Here is a 16,937-nt window from a genome sequence, read left to right on the forward strand (position 1 = left end):
TCTCCGGTTGGTGGCGTTCAGGTGGCCACACCGGCGATCAGATCGCCAGTGGCGGCATCCCATACGGCCAGGTAGCGCGTCAGCAGCATGTCCACCATGCTGACAATGCGCCGATCACCGTCCTGCCAGCCGACCAGGCGGTGCTTCACCATGGGCTCAAGCCAGCCTCCGTCATCTTCAATGATCAGGCAGTGGTGCCAGCAAAGCCGACCATGGGGCATCTCCAGCAGACTGAGGCAGGCATCGGAGGAACTTATGGCGAGATACCGGCCACAGGCGCTCCAGACCGCCGAACCGATCTTCTCGCCATCGAGCATGTCGAGCCATCTTTCCTGCCACTGACCAGCCAGGTAGTGACGGGCATATACCCGACCGCGTACGGAGTGCAGGCTCTGCCAGCCGAGCGGCGTGCGTTGCACCGCATGCACCTGCGTTTCATAGCGTTCATCCTCGTTTACCTCTTCACGCCGCCAGACGCACTGCTCCCGACCATCGAGATCGAGCAGCCAGGCCCGTTCATGGCTGGCCAGCAGAATCGCGTCGTCCGTTACGCCCGCAAGCACATGGGCACAGTCAACCTGCTCCTGGTAATCGATTTCGAACTTCGGTGAGCGTGCCAGCATCTATGCCTTCCTCCCCACGGCCGCCCCCGTGAGCAGCAGCTGCTCGGCCAGACGCAGGGCATCCACTGGCCAGAAGGGCTCCGGCCGGGGCTGCCGAACGTGTTCGAATCCCGCAATGGGTCTTGCCGATAGCACACTGCGCCGCCAGGCAGCGGGGATGGCATCCCTTCCATGCACCGCACCCAGAAGGGCCCCGGCAATGGCGGCATTGGTATCGGTATCCCCGCCCCGGCGGACCGTATCCACCAGCGCCGATTCGGGATCACTTGCATGGCACAACTGCCACAGAGCATTGTGGAAGGCCGTGAGAACCCAGCCGGCCTGTCGATCGTAATCCAGCGGCGGTTCCTCTCTTGACAGCGCGATTCGTTCCTTCAGTACATCAGCAACGTCCAGATCCTCGGCCCATCCGGCGATCCGGGCATGCAGGTTGTCGGGGGTGACTGGCTGACGTATGGCCTCGGCGAGGGCGCGCACGAAAAGCATGCTGGCATCGCGGCACACGGGGTGGGGATGGGTGAGTGCCGCATCGGCCCGGGCCCAGGCCATCAGTGTGGCATCGTCATCGAGGGTGCTGCCCAGGATCCCGAGCGGACTGATCCGCATGAGCGCGCCATTGGCCTGGCTTTCATCATCCGGCTCACCGTCCAGTCCACGGCAAACAGTGTTGCCCATGTCGAAGGGCCGACTCCCTGCCCATGCGCGATAGCCGTCGAGAACGACCTGCGGATCATATTCCCCGGTCTGCAACAGACTGCGTGCCAGTGCCAGGGCCATTTCGGAGTCGTCGGTCGGCTGGCCGCCCAGAGTGTTCCAGACAGGGCTGGCACGCATTTCACGCACGCCTCCCGGATAACTGTCTGCAATGTGCCGGGAATCGGCAAACTCGACCTGCGCGCCCAGCGCGTCGCCACAGAGCTGGCCCAACAGGCACCCCTGGGCGCGCGCCAGCTGACCACTGTCGGAATGCACCTGCCCTGGCGTGGGCCATGACAGGCGCCAGGGCATCTCCCCATTCCGGTTCGGTTCTTCCAGGACGGCACGCCAGTGGCGATCCAGAAGTTCGCGGCAGACATCCGGCTCGCCGCCGATGATCACGTCACCAAGCGCATTTTTCATGCGCCCCTCGGGGTCATAGCGGACCGGCTCGCCATACTGATCGAGAAGGACCATGCCCGCGCCTGTCAGCAGGGCATGGCCTGCGGCCAGATCCCAGGCCACGGGCCGGGCCAGCGAGACCCCGGCCACGCCCTCGCCCGCAGCCACCAGGGCAAGGCGCAGGGCTATGCTCGGCAGGGCGAGATACCGGCGCGGTGCCACACAGGCGAGATTTGCGGCCGGGTTGCGATCGGCGCTCTGGGAAACGATGACCACCTGCTCCTCTTCAGGTGGCAGCGCCACCGGCTCGATCACACGACCATTGCGGATCACCGGCCCCCCTTCGGCCCAGGCAATCAGTTCACCCCGGTCGTCGGGCCAGTTGTGGGCATGCACCACGCCCAGCACCGGCTCGCCATTGCGCAGCAGGGCAACGGAGACGGCCGATCCTCGAAAACCCTTGAGATAGGCGTATGTGCCATCATTGGGATCGACGATCCACACATGATTCTGCACATCGTGGCCGGCACAGAAGCCGGTTTCCTCACCACGGTAACCGAAATCGGGCCAGTGGGCTTCGAGCATCTTGCGGATCCGGCGTTCCGCCTCGTTGTCACACTCGGCATGATAGACACCATGGCCGCGAGGCCCGCCGGGACGACGGAAGTCGGTACGCAGTACCGCGCCCGCATCCAGCACGGCCTCGATCACGGGGCGCCAGGGCACCAGCGCGGCAGAGGCCGCCAGGGTCTTTTCGACAAGATTCTGCTGATGTTGATCCATGGAGGTTGCTCCTCGGAATTGAGTGTCAGGAAACGGCCGTACAGGCCTGGCAGACGCACCATTCCCGTGGGCGGCCCAACAGGCCGAACCGTTACGGGATGGTGGAGAAGCAACCGGGAATCAGAAGACGGCAACGGGACAGTGAACCTGGCCCGGCCTCGGAGAAGATGAATGAGCCGGATTCGGTACGGTCGATTTGTCGATGCCGCAGATGAATCCGGAGTCATTCATGAGGATGATTATACCTGAATCCCGCTTCTGACGCAAGCTGCCAACCACATTATCGATTCCGGATCAATATTGATCCGGAATCATGTTTGTGTTCAGCCCTTCCCGGTCTCCACGCAGGCCTGCATGGTGTCATGACGTCCAGATGACATTGCCCGACGGATCGAGTACTCGCACCATGAAATAGCGACCCGCCACCCGCGTGGCGTTGGACAGGGCTACCGATTCACTCCCGTAACTGCCCAGTGACGTCCAGGACTGATATGCATTGTGGGACTTGAATTGTACCTTGTAGGCCATGCTTCACCTCCTGCTTTCGAAATGCCGGCACCCCATTGTTCCGGCTCTGGTTGCAGGATATGGGGATGGTGCGTCAATTTCTGTCGCAGAAAGGCAGAATGTATTTTTTGACGGTGTGCCTGCTCACTAGTCCGGATTCTCGTGATACCTGTACAGAAATCTTGCATTTCCATGCATGCCACCGCGATCGCTACCGACTTCGGGGATACGCACATACCCGTTCCATGGCCGGGTATCCGTCGCGACAAGCAACATCTTGGGCCTTGCATTGCACCGGCCAGCGATTGCTTCAAACAGGCCGCCTCGGCCAAATCGATCATAGTTTCCGCCAAAGCCGTGATCCTGAAGCACAATGGCAAATGGTGGCGAAATGCTGTCTTGCTGGCAAAACAGCGCATCATAAGTGGCAATACCATCGGCACCAATGAAGAGAATAGCCAGACGCGATGGACCATGGTTGTCATCCAGTTCCGGTTGTCGTTTCATGACCTCAAGAAACGCAAAAGGATTGTCTCTGATTCTTGCAAAACTTTTCATCATCTCGGGCGAAACACGTCGACCAGCAACGTCGTAAAAATGTGATACCCAGCCATTGGGGACAAGGTCGCTCTCACACACCGACACCCTGGCCAATGTGTCATACCCACGGAACCCGCTCAGAGGATCATCAAGATTTTTTTCAAAGAACTCCCGTTGATGTCCATAGTCAACATAAACGAAGCAATGTGCTGCGTGGCTTGCCCCAAACAACCTGACAGGCTGACCATCGGTACCGCACCCGGGATAATAGACAACCCGAGATCCGAAAAACTGTTCGCGAGGAAACCGTTCACCCTTGTCGAACATCGCAAGCCATTCCGGCACGGGTTCTCGCATTTCACGCAAGTACTCACCAGGACTCATAAACCATCGCCTTTACCACATTGCCTCAATCCAGACCAACACGTTTGAGAAGTCACACATTCAGGAAATGCGGGGGGGGGTGTAAATTGAACTGTGTAACTGGTTATCATGCAATAACTTACACAGTTCAATTTACACCCCCGAACTGGAGCCAAATTTACGCAACTGTAGGGTATATTCAACACATGGCAACCTATACTCTACTCTTTTCATTCGCCATGTTGCATAGCCAACCTATCATACATCTCATAAGCAAATGCAAAATCACTAAACCGATACTCAAACAAACGTGCGCAGCGATCAAAGTCGCTTTGATTTTTCTGAATCTTTTTGCTGACCGCAATCCTTTTTTTCCGGAACTTCCTGCAGTTTTCACTGCTTTTTATAGCAGTTTTTTTATTCTTTGCATAGTCCACATCTTGAACACATGCCACTGCAAGCGCGGCTGCGTTTTCGACATCGACGAGGACGATATCGCACATTCCCGCATGCGCCACGCTTGCCATGCTCATCAGAACAAAGACGATCAGCTTTTTCATCGCATTCTCCTTTTGAATTTGAAATGAAATCTGGTCACCACCATCGCGTCATTGATTAAGCTTGGTAACTTCGGATATTTCTGACCAATGGCCCGGCGCGCAGACGCATCTGCATCTACGCGCCGGCTTTTACATCACCGCCTCAGCCCGAAACCGCCTGCAACACCGCGCCGCTGCGCCTTTCGCGTTCCCGCACTTCCTGTTGCAGCCCGCGCAGCAGGCGGCGGGCGGTGCGATCGAGGCCGGCGATGTCGATGTGGCGCAGGACTGCCTGGAAGTCGCCGGGGGTGAGGTTTTCCAGGTTCGCCAGTTCCTCGCGCAGGGCGGCGTCCACCGGCTGGCCGGCGTCTTCCAGCGCCTGGCAGAACAGGCCCCAGGCCTGGTCGGCGTTCAGCGGAGCGAAGCGCACGCGGATGTCGAAGCGGCGCATGGCCGCCGCGTCCACCACTTCGTCGAAGTTGGTGGAGACGATGAAGATGCCTTCGAAGGCTTCCATGCGGGTGAGCATTTCGTTGACGCGACTGACTTCCCAGGAATGGTGGGCGCTCTCGCGGGTGCGCAGCAGGCTGTCGGCCTCGTCGATGAGCAGCACGGCGTCGTCGCGCTCGGCCTCCCGGAACATGCGGGCGATGCCCTGCTCCGTCTCGCCCACGTACGGGCTCAGGATGTCCGATGCCCGACGGACCATCAGGGTGCGGTTGAGGCGTTCGGCCAGGTAATGGGCGAAGGCGGTCTTGCCGGTGCCGGGCGGGCCGTGGAAGAACAGCCGGCCGTAGCCGCTGCGCATCAGGGCCTCGGCCAGCCGATCCACGCCGGGATCGGTGTTGATCAGATCCGGGCGGTAACGCAGCAAGGTGTCGCGCCGGGGTGGCAGACCCGTCTCCCCGGCCGCCCGCAACCAGCCGTTCATGAGCTGTTGCAAGCGCTGTTCGACGGCATCCGGTGCCTGCTCGCCCAGCTCCCGCACCACTTCGGCGGCCCGCGTGACCATGGCGGGGCTCAGTTTCTCGTGGCCTGACACCCGTTCGATCCACTGGCCGGATACCGGCACGCCTTCCAGGCTCTCGCGCAGGATCCGCAGCCGCTCCCGGCGCGGGGGGACCGGCATCTCGAAGACCATGTCGAAACGGCGCAGGAAGGCCGGATCGAAGCCGCCGGGATCGTTGCAGATCCAGATGGCGGGCAGGGCGTTTTCCTCCAGCAGTTCGTTCATCCAGGCCTTGCTGTCGCCCCGACGCCGCGCGTCGCCGAACAGGGCGGCAAGGGGATGAACCGGGGGAAACAGATCTTCCACCTCGTCGAACAGCACCAGCCCGCCACGCTGGTGCCCGAACATGCTCTGGATGAGCCGGTAGGCCCGCAGCCGCTCGGCGGGCGAGCGGGCCTCGCCGTCGGGGTTGCTGTTGGGCACTTCCATGGGCGTCAGCTTCGAGCGTTCGGCCACCAGGCGCATGAATTCGGTCTTGCCGGTGCCGGGAATGCCGTGGATCAGCACGTTCACGCCCTTGCGCCCCTTTTCGGCGGCCTTGGCCAGATAGCCGGCCACCGTCTCCGGCGAGAGGGCCAGATGGGAAAACATCGCCGGCTCCAGGGTGGCCGGTTTCGGCCGGCGGAAGAGCTGATCGCCCAGCGCCGTCTCGATGTCGTCCTCCTCGTGCATGAAGACGTTGACGAAGCCGGCATCCATGTCGTCCACCACGTCGTGCAGCGAATAGGGGCTGTCGTCCAGATCCAGCATGCCGCTGCGCACCAGCAGCCCCTTGCGGTGCATGGCCTCCCGGATCGTCGCCTCGTCGTGCCCCAGCAGGCGCGACAGCAGACGGTAGAGCTGGTTGTAGGGAAACACCAGGCGGCGTTCGACCTCGGCGGCGAGGCTCATGAAGACGGCATCGCCGTTGACGAGAATGGCCAGGGCGAGCACGTCCCGCTCCACCGGGTTCAGGTTCATGTGCGAGGCGAGCCAGGCGAGGTTGTCGTCCAGCGGCCGGGGCAGGCGCAGTGGCGCGTCGGGATCCTCCAGCTCGCGCAACCGCCGCAGGCTGCGCCGGTACAGCACCGGCGGCTCGTCCGGATCGAGGTGGTCAACGTCAAGGCCATCGATCGGATCCAGCGACTCCAGGAGATTGGCGAGCATGGCCGCCGCATCGTCGTCGAAGGAGTGGGCGTGGTGGGTCATCGGGCGCTTGAGAAAGTGCACCACCAGCCTCAGCAGCCACAATTCCCTCAGGGTTTCCGAGGTGGCAAGTGCCGTGTTGGGCCGCCCGGACCGGTAACGACGCGGCCCCTTTCTTCTGCGGTATGCGCTCATGTCTGTCTCCTCTGTTTCCGACGGGGGGTGGATTCCGCACCCGTCACGGCGTATATTCGCTCAAGACAGGAGACAAGGTAACGTCTCGATACACAGACAACGACACAATATGTCGCCTAACAAACGAAGCTCGTCATATATGGTTGTGCATCGGCTGCTGCGCACCCTGCAGCTCATTCCCCGGCACCGGGAAGGCGCGGCGCCACGCATCGGCACCGGCGATCTGCTGAAACGCCTTGAAGAAGAAGGCTTCGACATTTCGCTGCGCACGCTGCAGCGGGATCTGAAGGCACTGCAGGCCATCTTTCCCGATCTGCGCAACGACGGGAACCGCGACGCCCTGGGCTGGTTCTGGGCAGCCGATGCCGAGCAGGTGAACATCCCCTCCATGGACCCCGTTCAGGCCCTGGCGCTGAAGCTGGCCGATCATTTCCTGCAGCCGGTGATGCCGGGGCTGATTGCGCCGCTGGAGAAATACTTGGCCGCCGCCGAGCGGATCCTGGGATCGGAACAGACGGCGGTGCTGGAGCGGATTCGCTTCGTGCCGCGCAGCATGCCGCTGCAGGCCGCCGCCATCCCGCCGGCGGTGGTGGAAATCGTGCTCACGGCCCTGGCCGAAAAACGGCGGATCCGCGTGCGCTATGCCTCGCGCAGCGGCGGCGCACCGGGAGAATACGTGCTCAGCCCGCTGGGCGTGGTGCTGCGCAACGAGGTGGCCTACCTGCTCGCCACCGCATGGGACTATCAGGACGTGCGCCACTACGCCCTGCACCGTTTCGATCCGGCGCACCTGGAACTGCTCGAAGAGCCGGTAACGGAGCCGGACGGCTTCGATCTCGACAGGCTTCTGAACGAGGGCGCGTTCCAGTACCGGATGAGTGAGGAACCACTCACTCTGGTGCTGCGCATGCGCGAGGAAACCGCGGCCCATCTGCGGGAGACGCCGCTGGCCGACGACCAGCAGATGGAGCCGGCCGAAGGCTGCGACGGGAGCTGGGTGCGGATCCGCGCCACCGTGGCCGACACCCTGCAACTGCGCTGGTGGTTGCTGGGGCTGGGGGCGAATGTGGAAGTGGAGGCGCCGGAGGCGCTGCGGGGGGAGATTGCCTGTCAGATCAGGGAAGCATTGGGGTATTACGGGAGTGATGGATGACGGACATGGCCGCAGAAACTCGACACATCATGACGTGATGGAGAGCATGACGGCATTTTCTGTAGTAGTTCAGACTTGATCTGACAGTTACCGGTTTTTCCGGGGGCGACTGTCAGGTCAAGCTCAGCCTACGAACTTCTCCTGCCAGATTTTCTTGCCGTCCTCCAGCGTTGCCATGGGGGTACGCCCACAACACATCTTGCCCTGGTGGGTTCGTTCCGTATTGTAGTACTCCAGCCATTCATCCAGGTCGGCCTGGAGCGATGCCAGATTCTCATAGAGTTTCTTCCGGAAGGTCACCTGATAGAACTCCTGGAGAATGGTCTTGTGGAACCGCTCGCAGATCCCGTTGGTCTGCGGAGATTTGGCCCGGGTTTTCGTGTGGTCGATATCATTGACCGCCAGGAACAGCTCATAGTCATGGGTGTCGGGCCTGCCGCAGTATTCGGTACCCCGGTCAGTGAGGACCCGCAGGACAGGCAGGCCCTGGGCTTCGTAGAAGGGCAGTACCCGGTCATTCAGCAGGTCGGCGGCCGTAATCGGCGTCTTGGTTGTGTACAGCTTGCAGTGGGCCACCTTGGCGTAGGTGTCCACGTAGGTCTGCTGGTAGATACGGCCTACCCCCTTGAGGGTGCCCACGTAGAAGGTATCCTGTGAGCCCAGGTAGCCGGGATGGGCAGTTTCGATCTCGCCGTGGTTCTCCTCGTCGAGTTTCTTCTTCTCCAACGCCTGGACCTGGGCTTCCGTCAGAATCAGCCCTTCTTCGGCGGCCATCTTCGCCTCCAGGGCCTTCAGGCGGCTCCGGAAGTTGGCCAGCTCGTGGCGCAGCCAGATGCTGCGCACGCCGGTGGGGGAGACGAAGATCCCCCGTTTGCGCAGTTCGTTGCTGACTCGGACCTGGCCATGGGCCGGAAAATCAATGGCATACGCCACCACCGCCTCTTCGACCTCCGGCGCCACCCGGTTCTTGGGGTTCGGGCGCCGACGGTCCGGCTCCAGCAGGGCATCGATTCCGCCTTCCTCGACCGCTTTCTGATACCGGTAGAAGGTATCTCGGGACAGCCCCATGATCTTGCAGGCTCGAGAGACGTTTCCCAATTCCTCGGCCAGATTCAGCAAGCCGAGTTTGTGTTTGATGATTCGTTCGCTACTATGCAACATGAGGGTTACCTCCGTCGTGTTTTGATTGGGTTGGGTTCGCACCCCCATCAAAACCGGTAACCCTCACTTTTTCAACTGTGAGGTGTCAGATCGGGTCTGAACTAATACACATTTTCTGCGCCATCCGCCACTGCCCACCCGCAGGTCGGCTCAAGCGCAGCGGAGCCGGCGAAAATCCGAAAATCGAGTCATACCCTGTCGGCTCCGCTGCGCTTGAGCCGACCTACCTCGGTTCCCCCCGCCAGCCATCATCCCCCTGCGACCCACTCTCGGCGACCGACCAGCGTTCGAGCCAAAGGGCGAAATCCGTCTCGCCGAGTTCGCCTGCCGCCAGGGCTTCGATGATCGCCACCGCCTCGGGCTCCGGCGCTTCCAGGCGATGGCCGTTCAGCTCCAGAAAGAGCGCCGCGATGGTAAGGGCCATGCGCTTGTTGCCATCGATGAATGGGTGATTCTTCGCCAGGCCGTGACCATGGGCAGCAGCAAGATCGAACAGCGAGCAGTCGGCATCGTACGCAAGGCGCTGCTGCGGTCGATGCAGTGCCGATTCGAGGAGAGCCGGATCGCGCAGGCCAGGGGTGCCACCGTGTTCTTCCAGCAGCAAATCGTGAACGAGCCGGGCCACGTCGGGCAGCACCCAGCGGGGCGCGTTCATCTGGCCAGTTCCCGCAGGGCGTTGCGGTAACGCTTCATCACCGCGCGGGCCGCCTCGACCTGTTCCTCGAAATCCTGATCATAGGGTGTGAGCATGAGGCCGTCCGGCCCTTCGACCAGGTAGAGCACATCCCCCTTTTCCACCTTCAGCTTCGCCAGGGCCTCCTTCGGCAGAACCACGCCGAGGGAATTGCCGATGGCCGTAACCTTGACCTTGCGCATGGATCGAACCCGTTATAACGAAAGTTATTACGATTCTAGTCCGAATATCACTGCATGTCGATGCGCATCATGTACGGGCTCAGTGTGCTCCTTGGGTGTCAGCCCGATATCAGGTAGGTCGGGCTTCAGCCCGACATCAGGCCCGATATGTGATTCGGTGCAAAACCCTTGTCGGCCTGAAGGCCGACCTACGAGAGGGGTACCCGGATATTGCTCCACGTCGAGGACGGGCGGACGAATACGTGCAGGCGATTTCAGCGGCTCGGTTCCCGGCTACCCGCCACCCGCTACCACTCGCGGCGTCGCAGGCCGACGAGCACGGTCAGGAACAGCAGTACGATCACGGGGGTGTTGCCGAAGCGGATGTAGGGGGTGGCGCCGGTGCGGGGCTGGATGGTGCCGGTGAGGACGGCGGCTTCGAACTGGCGGGAGCGGGCCCGGACGAGGCCGTGGTGATCGACGATGGCGCTGATGCCGTTGGTGGTGACGCGCAGCATGGGGCGGGCGGTTTCGAGGCTGCGCATGCGGTTGATCTGCAGGTGCTGGTGGGGAGCGAAGGAGTCGCCGTACCAGGCGTTGTTGCTGCCGTTGACGAGCACGGTGGACTCGGGAAGGAAATCGAGCAGTTCCTCGCCGAAGGCGTCTTCGTAGCAGATGCTGGGGGCCAGTTTCTGGCCGGCGGCTTCCAGGGGCGGCTGGTCGGGGGCGCCGGGGGAGAAGCCGGTCATGGGCAGGTTGAAGAAGTCCACCAGCCGGCGCAGGAGACTGCCCAGCGGAATGTATTCGCCGAAGGGCACGAGGTGGCGCTTGCGGTAGAACCGGGGCGGGTCGCCGAGCACGGCGAGGGTGGTCCAGTAGGCGCCGGTGGCCTGATCCTCGATGGGCACGCCGATGATCAGGGTGGCGCCGTGGGCCTTGCCTTCTTCGGCCAGGGGGCGGAGGTAGTCGGCCTCGAGGCGGTGGTAGAACAGGGTGAGGGCGTTTTCCGGCCAGAGGATCAGATCGTGATTCCAGTTGCTGCGGGTGAGTTTGGCATAGGTGTCGAGGCGGATGCGGATCTGTTCCGGATCCCACTTGGTGATCTGGGGGACGTTGCCCTGCACCAGGGCCACGCGCAGCGGTTCGCCGACCGGCTGTGACCACTCGGGACGGCCGGCGGCGAAGGCCAGCAGCCAGAGGGCGCCGAGGCCGATCAGGGCGCCGATCCGCCGCCGCCCGGCCCAGCGCACGGCGGCCACCAGCAGGGCGGCGCTGATCGCCGTGGCCCAGGAGACGCCGTACACGCCGAGCCAGGGCGCGAGGCCCGCCAGGGGCAGATCGATCTGGCTGTAACCGAGCTGCAGCCAGGTGAAGCCGGTGAACAGCCAGCCGCGCAGCCATTCCACGCCGGTCCACACGGCCGGCACCACCAGCAGCAGCCATTGGCACGGGCGCGAGCCGCGCAGGCGCGCGGCCAGCCCGCCTGCCAGGGCCGGATAGAGGGCGAGGAAGATCACCAGCAGGGCGGTGAGCAGCGCCGCCACCGGGGCCGCGCTGCCGCCCACGTCGTGGATGGCCACATAGACCCAGGAGACGCCGACGCCGAACTGGCCGAGGCCGAACAGGAAGCCGAGCAGCGCGGCCCGGCGGGGCGGCGCATCGAGCCACAGGCGGAACAGCACCGCCGGGGCGAGGAAGGCCAGGGGCAGGAGGTTCAGGGGGGCAAAGGCCAGGGGCAGGGCGGCCCCGGCCAGCAGGGCCAGCAGCCCTTGCAGCGCGCCCGGCATGGATCAGGCTCCGGCGGCCGGTTCGGCCAGGGGCGGGGCGTTTTCGTCCTCGCCGGCGCGGCTGACCTTGAGCAGGTGGATCCGCCGGTTGGAGGCGCGCAGCACCTCGAACAGCCAGTCGCCGATGCGCACGCGCTCCCCGCGCTTGGGCAGGTGGGCGAAGGCGTGCATGACCAGCCCGCCGATGGTGTCGAACTCCTCGTCGCTGTAGTCGGTGCCGAAGTGTTCGTTGAAGTCTTCGATGGGGGTCATGGCCTTGACGATGAACTCGCCGTTGCGGTGTTCGAAGATCCAGGTGTCCTCGTCGATGTCGTGCTCGTCCTCGATCTCGCCGACGATCTGTTCGAGCACGTCCTCGATGGTCACCAGGCCCGCCACGCCGCCGTATTCGTCCACCACGATGGCCATGTGGTTGCGGCTGGCGCGGAACTCCTTGAGCAGCACGTTGAGGCGCTTGCTCTCGGGGATGAACACCGCCGGGCGCAGGATGTCGCGCAGGTTGAAGCGCGCCTCCTCGCCGTGCAGGAACAGGGGCAGCAGATCCTTGGCCAGGAGGATCCCCACCACCTCGTCGCGGTTCTCACCCACGGCGGGGAAGCGGGAGTGGGCCGAGTCCACCACGATGCGCAGGATGTCCTGCAGATCGGCGTCGCGCTCCACCACCACCATCTGCGAGCGGGGGATCATGATCTCGCGCACCTGCATCTCGGAGACGCCCAGCACGCCCTCGATCATGGCCAGGGCGTCGTTGTCGATGACGTGATTGCGGGCCGCTTCCTGCAGGGCTTCCATGAGCTGCGCACGGTCGTGGATCTCGCCCTTGAGGCTGTGGCCGAGGCGTTGCAGCCAGTTGCGTCTGGGTCTGCCGTCGGAATCGGCGGAGGCGTTGTCGTTCATGAGGCTTCGGGAAGTTGATAGGGATCGGGATAGCCGAGGGTGGCGAGGATGGCGACTTCGCGCGCTTCCATGGCCTCGGCCTCGGCGTCGGTCTGGTGATCGTGGCCCAACAGGTGCAGGGTGCCGTGGACGACCAGGTGCGCCCAGTGGGCGGTTTCGGGCTTGCCCTGTTCGGCCGCCTCGCGGCGCACCACCGGCGCGGCGATCACCAGATCGCCGAGCAGTTCGACGGGCACGCCGGGCGGCGCCTCGAAGGGGAAGGACAGGACGTTGGTGGGCCGGTCCTTGCCCCGGTAGCGGCGGTTGAGATCGGTGATCTCGGCCTCGCCGACGATGCGCACGGTCAGTTCGGCCCCGGCCGCGCGGCCCTCGGCGGCCAGCGTGGCCTGCACCCAGCGGCGTATGTCGTCGTCCGCGGGGCCTTCGTCCACGACCCGCTGCACGTCCACGGCGAGGGTCATTTGTCCGCCTCGCTGGCCTCGTAGGCGGTGACGATGCGCTGCACCAGGGGATGGCGCACCACGTCGCGGGCGTTGAAGAAGGTGAAGGTGATGCCTTCCACGTCCCTGAGCACCTCGATCACGTGGCGCAGGCCGGAGGTCTGGCCGCGGGGCAGATCCACCTGGGTCACGTCGCCGGTGACCACCACCTTGGAGCCGAAGCCGATGCGGGTGAGGAACATCTTCATCTGCTCGACGGTGGTGTTCTGGGCCTCGTCGAGGATCACGAAGGATTCGTTGAGGGTGCGCCCGCGCATGTAGGCCAGGGGCGCCACTTCGATGACGTTGCGCTCCATCAGCCGCGCCACCTGCTCGAAGCCGAGCATCTCGTAGAGGGCATCGTAGAGGGGGCGCAGGTAGGGGTCGATCTTCTGGGCCAGATCGCCGGGCAGGAAGCCCAGGCGCTCGCCCGACTCCACCGCCGGGCGGGTGAGCACGATGCGCCGCACGCTCTCGCGCTCCAGGGCGTCCACCGCCGAGGCCACCGCCAGGTAGGTCTTGCCGGTGCCGGCGGGACCGACGCCGAAGCTCAGGTCGCCGTCGGCGATGTTGCGCAGGTACTGTTTCTGGTGCGGGCCGCGGCCGCGCACGGCGCCCCGGCGGGTCTGGATGATGACCTCGTCGGGGGGGGTGATGTCGGCCACCAGGGCCTCGACGCCCGACTCCTGCAGGTGCAGGTTGACCCGCGCCGGGTTGAGGGTGCGGGTCTCGGTTTCGGCGTAGAGATCGCGCAGCACCTCTTCGGCGGCGCGCACCGAGCGCGAATCGCCGATCACGCGGAAGGCGTTGCCCCGGTTGTTGACCTCCACCCCCAGGCGGCGCTCGATCTGGCGCAGGTGCTCGTCGAACTGGCCGCACAGGTTGGCCAGCCGCTGGTTGTCGGCGGGCTCCAGGACGATGTCGGCGGAAACGGCGCGGGTGCTCAAGGCAGGGGGGCGATTCAGGCGCAGTGCTGGGTCTGGCGGACGAGTTCGCCGCGCAGGGAGTTGGGCAGGGCTTCGGTGATCATCACGTCGACGAAAGTCCCGATCCGATCGGTTTCACCCTCGAAGTTTACCACACGATTGCATTCCGTGCGCCCGGCGAGCTGGCCCGGATCCTTGCGCGAGGGGCCCGAGACCAGCACCCGCTGGACGGTGCCCACCCGTTGCCGGCTGTAGCGCTGGGCCTGGGTCTGCAGAAGCTGCTGCAGGCGGGCCAGGCGTTCCTTCTTGACCTCCAGGGGCACGTCGTCGGGCAGCAGGGCCGCCGGGGTGCCGGGGCGCGGGCTGTAGATGAAGGAATAGGAATGGTCGAAGCCCACCTCGGCCACCAGATCCAGGGTGGCCTGGAAGTCGGCCTCGGTCTCGCCGGGGAAGCCGACGATGAAATCGGAAGAGAGGTGGATGTCGGGCCGGGCCTCGCGCAGGCGGCGCACGATGGCCTTGTACTCCAGCACCGTGTGCTTGCGCTTCATCAGCGCCAGGATGCGATCGGAGCCGCTTTGCACCGGCAGGTGCAGGTGGCCCACCAGCTCGGGCACCTCGGCATGGGCGCGGATCAGGCCGTCGCTCATCTCCAGGGGATGGGAGGTGGTGTAGCGGATCCGGTCGATGCCGTCGATGGCCGCCACGTAGTGGATGAGCAGGCCCAGATCGGCCTGGCCGCCGTCGTGCAGCTCGCCACGGTAGGCGTTGACGTTCTGGCCGAGCAGGGTCACCTCCCGCACGCCCTGCTCCGCCAGCGCCGCCACCTCGGCGATCACGTCGTCCAGCGGGCGCGAGAACTCCTCGCCGCGGGTGTAGGGCACCACGCAGAAGGTGCAATACTTGGAGCAGCCCTCCATGACCGAGACGTAGGCCGAGGGGCCGTCCACCCGCGCCTCGGGCAGGTGATCGAACTTCTCGATCTCGGGAAAGCTCACGTCCACCACCTGGCCGCGGGCACGGCGCACGTCGTCGAGCATCTGCGGCAGGCGGTGCAGGGTCTGGGGGCCGAAGACCAGATCCACGTAGGGCGCGCGGGCGAGGATGGCCTCCCCTTCCTGGCTGGCCACGCAGCCGCCCACGCCGATGACGAGGTCGGGCCTGGCCGCCTTCAGCTCGCGCCACATGCCGAGCTGGGAGAAGACCTTCTCCTGGGCCTTCTCGCGCACCGAGCAGGTGTTGAGCAGCAGCACGTCGGCCTCGGCGGGATCGTCGGTCAGGGCCAGGCCGTGGCTGGCGGCGAGCAGATCGGCCATGCGGGCCGTGTCGTACTCGTTCATCTGGCAGCCGAAGGTGCGGATGTGGAGTTTGCCGCTCATCTGTCTCGGGACATCGGAAAAAAGGGGCGTAAACTTAGCATTCTGGTCGAATTTTATCCAGTCCGGCGCGGCTGTGATACGCTTTGCCGGGCGTCACCGCTTGGCGTTCCGCTTGCAATTGATCTCCGTCATACCCACATCCTCGGTGAAGCGACACACTGAATCCACGAACCCGTAAAGAAAGAAGGGGATGCCTATGCAGATTCCGCTCCAGACCGTCTACCACAACATGGACAAGTCCGATGCCGTCGAGGCCCGGATCCGTGAGAAGGTGGACAAGCTCGAACAGTTCGCCCCCGACATCATCCGCTGCCGCGTGACCGTGGAAGCGCCCCACAAGCATCACAACAAGGGCAATCCCTATGCCGTGAAGATCGACATCACCCTGCCCGGCAAGGAAATCGTGGTCTCCAGTCATCCGGGCAAGAACCCGGCCCACGAGGATCTCTACGTGGCCCTGCGCGATGCCTTCGACGAAGCCCGCCGCCAGCTCGAGGACTTCGTGCGCAAGCGCCGCGGCAAGGTCAAGCATCACCAGCCGCCGGCCGTCTGATCAGGATATTGAAAAAGCCCCTCCCGGGGCTTTTTCAATCCGGGAACGAAAAACGCGTCATTCCGGCATGGCGGCGCCGCTGCGCTTGAGCCGCCCGACGGGACGTGCCGCTGCCCGGCGCGCCTTCTCCACTACCTCGCAAAGCGCCTCGGCGCCATCGAGAATGCGCGGCCCGTGGCGTTGCAGGAGATCGGCATCGATGAGATAGAGCTGATCCCGCGCCACCGCCGGCAGGGAAGGCCAGCGCCGCCACGCCGCCAGCCAGCCCTGCCGATCCTGCCCCATGCCGCTGCCGGCGACGATGATCTCCGGTCGGGCCGCCAGCACCGCTTCCACGCTCACCTGCGGCACCAGGGCGGGCAGATCCGCGAACATGTTGCGCGCCCCGCACAGGCGGATCACGTCGCTGATCAGGTGCTCGCCGTTGACGGTCAGCAGCGGCCGGTTCCAGATCTGATAGAACAGCCGCACCGGTGAGCGACCGGCATACTGCGCGCGCAATCGCCGGTAGCGGGATTCGAAGCGCTCGGCGAAGGCCCCCGCCTTGGCCGGCGTGCCGGTCAGGCGCCCCAGCCGGCGCGCCGTGCTGGCGATGTCGCCGATGCGCCGCGGCTCGTTGCGAAACACCGCCAGGCCGAGTCGTTCCAGCGTGTCGAGCTGGGCGGCATTGTTGCCGCTGGCCCAGGCCACCACCAGATCGGGCCGCAAGGCCAGAATGCGCTCCACGTCGATGTTGTTGTAGCCCCCCACCCGCGGAATGGCCCGCGCCGCCGGCGGCCAGTCGCTGTAGTTGACCGCACCCACGATGCGCTTTCCGGCACCGATGGCGAACAGGATCTCCGTGGCGTGAGGCGCGAGGCTGACGAGGCGTCTGGCCGGTTTCTCGAGACAGACAGAATGATCAGCATCATCCCGCACGCAAACCTGTCCGGCCATCACGCCCGAAGGGAACGCGAGGAAAATCA

17 protein-coding genes are annotated in these 16,937 nt (G+C 64.2%); 2 read left to right on the forward strand and 15 right to left on the reverse strand.

The features are described from left to right. Window positions 1–17 precede the first annotated feature (17 nt). The 6 genes from ACZ5BH_RS02420 to ACZ5BH_RS02445 all read right to left on the reverse strand — a co-directional run bounded on the left by ACZ5BH_RS02420 (window position 18) and on the right by ACZ5BH_RS02445 (window position 6,782). The gene (locus ACZ5BH_RS02420) at window positions 18–623 is read right to left on the reverse strand and encodes a hypothetical protein (protein ID WP_464890331.1); all 606 of its coding nucleotides are present in this window, start codon (window positions 621–623) and stop codon (window positions 18–20) included. Then, on the reverse strand, window positions 624–2,504 hold the full coding sequence (locus tag ACZ5BH_RS02425) for an inositol monophosphatase family protein (RefSeq protein ID WP_464890332.1): 1,881 nt from the start codon (window positions 2,502–2,504) through the stop codon (window positions 624–626). A gap of 360 nt (window positions 2,505–2,864) precedes the next feature. Beyond that, window positions 2,865–3,032 carry a hypothetical protein gene (locus ACZ5BH_RS02430; RefSeq protein WP_464890333.1) on the reverse strand — a complete coding sequence of 56 codons (168 nt, stop codon included), beginning with the start codon at window positions 3,030–3,032 and terminating at the stop codon, window positions 2,865–2,867. A 126-nt stretch (window positions 3,033–3,158) separates the two neighbouring features. Then, a complete protein-coding gene (locus ACZ5BH_RS02435) occupies window positions 3,159–3,878 on the reverse strand; it encodes a hypothetical protein (RefSeq protein WP_464890334.1) in 720 nt (239 codons plus the stop codon). 266 nt (window positions 3,879–4,144) lie between these two features. Next, on the reverse strand, window positions 4,145–4,474 hold the full coding sequence (locus ACZ5BH_RS02440) for a hypothetical protein (RefSeq protein ID WP_464890335.1): 330 nt from the start codon (window positions 4,472–4,474) through the stop codon (window positions 4,145–4,147). Window positions 4,475–4,616: 142 nt separating this feature from the next. Continuing rightward, window positions 4,617–6,782, reverse strand: coding sequence for an AAA family ATPase (locus ACZ5BH_RS02445; RefSeq protein ID WP_464890336.1), 2,166 nt, complete (start codon window positions 6,780–6,782; stop codon window positions 4,617–4,619). A 139-nt stretch (window positions 6,783–6,921) separates the two neighbouring features. On the opposite strand from ACZ5BH_RS02445, the gene ACZ5BH_RS02450 reads away from it, so the two are divergent. Then, window positions 6,922–7,935, forward strand: coding sequence for a helix-turn-helix transcriptional regulator (locus ACZ5BH_RS02450; RefSeq protein ID WP_464890337.1), 1,014 nt, complete (start codon window positions 6,922–6,924; stop codon window positions 7,933–7,935). 123 nt (window positions 7,936–8,058) lie between these two features. Here ACZ5BH_RS02450 and ACZ5BH_RS02455 read toward each other — a convergent pair whose 3' ends face one another. From ACZ5BH_RS02455 to miaB, 8 genes are all read right to left on the reverse strand, one after another. Continuing rightward, window positions 8,059–9,096 carry an IS481 family transposase gene (locus tag ACZ5BH_RS02455; protein ID WP_464889278.1) on the reverse strand — a complete coding sequence of 346 codons (1,038 nt, stop codon included), beginning with the start codon at window positions 9,094–9,096 and terminating at the stop codon, window positions 8,059–8,061. A gap of 223 nt (window positions 9,097–9,319) precedes the next feature. Beyond that, entirely contained in the window at window positions 9,320–9,751 is a 432-nt protein-coding gene (locus ACZ5BH_RS02460) for a type II toxin-antitoxin system death-on-curing family toxin (RefSeq protein WP_464890338.1), read from the reverse strand. Beyond that, the gene (locus ACZ5BH_RS02465) at window positions 9,748–9,972 is read right to left on the reverse strand and encodes an AbrB/MazE/SpoVT family DNA-binding domain-containing protein (RefSeq protein WP_464890339.1); all 225 of its coding nucleotides are present in this window, start codon (window positions 9,970–9,972) and stop codon (window positions 9,748–9,750) included. The genes ACZ5BH_RS02460 and ACZ5BH_RS02465 overlap by 4 nt, the downstream gene beginning before the upstream one ends. A 287-nt stretch (window positions 9,973–10,259) precedes the next feature. Continuing rightward, a complete protein-coding gene (gene lnt / locus ACZ5BH_RS02470) occupies window positions 10,260–11,738 on the reverse strand; it encodes an apolipoprotein N-acyltransferase (protein ID WP_464890340.1) in 1,479 nt (492 codons plus the stop codon). 3 nt (window positions 11,739–11,741) lie between these two features. Then, on the reverse strand, window positions 11,742–12,635 hold the full coding sequence (locus ACZ5BH_RS02475) for an HlyC/CorC family transporter (RefSeq protein ID WP_464890341.1): 894 nt from the start codon (window positions 12,633–12,635) through the stop codon (window positions 11,742–11,744). Next, on the reverse strand, window positions 12,632–13,096 hold the full coding sequence (gene ybeY / locus ACZ5BH_RS02480) for an rRNA maturation RNase YbeY (protein WP_464890342.1): 465 nt from the start codon (window positions 13,094–13,096) through the stop codon (window positions 12,632–12,634). Before ybeY ends, ACZ5BH_RS02475 begins: the two co-directional genes overlap by 4 nt. Next, window positions 13,093–14,061, reverse strand: a complete 969-nt coding sequence (locus tag ACZ5BH_RS02485) for a PhoH family protein (protein ID WP_464890343.1) — start codon at window positions 14,059–14,061, stop codon at window positions 13,093–13,095. The genes ybeY and ACZ5BH_RS02485 overlap by 4 nt, the downstream gene beginning before the upstream one ends. 14 nt (window positions 14,062–14,075) lie before the next feature. Continuing rightward, entirely contained in the window at window positions 14,076–15,419 is a 1,344-nt protein-coding gene (gene miaB, locus ACZ5BH_RS02490) for a tRNA (N6-isopentenyl adenosine(37)-C2)-methylthiotransferase MiaB (RefSeq protein WP_464890344.1), read from the reverse strand. Between the two features lie 196 nt (window positions 15,420–15,615). Here miaB and ACZ5BH_RS02495 point away from each other — a divergent pair, with 196 nt between their 5' ends. Beyond that, window positions 15,616–15,972 (forward strand): HPF/RaiA family ribosome-associated protein, encoded by a 357-nt coding sequence (locus tag ACZ5BH_RS02495; protein ID WP_464890345.1) that lies wholly within the window; start codon window positions 15,616–15,618, stop codon window positions 15,970–15,972. A 57-nt stretch (window positions 15,973–16,029) separates the two neighbouring features. Here the strand turns inward: ACZ5BH_RS02495 and ACZ5BH_RS02500 are convergent, their stop codons facing one another. Further along, entirely contained in the window at window positions 16,030–16,908 is an 879-nt protein-coding gene (locus ACZ5BH_RS02500; RefSeq protein WP_464890346.1) for a cobalamin-binding protein, read from the reverse strand. Between the last annotated feature and the right edge of the window lie 29 nt (window positions 16,909–16,937).

The sequence above is a fragment of the Thioprofundum lithotrophicum genome (assembly GCF_055387065.1).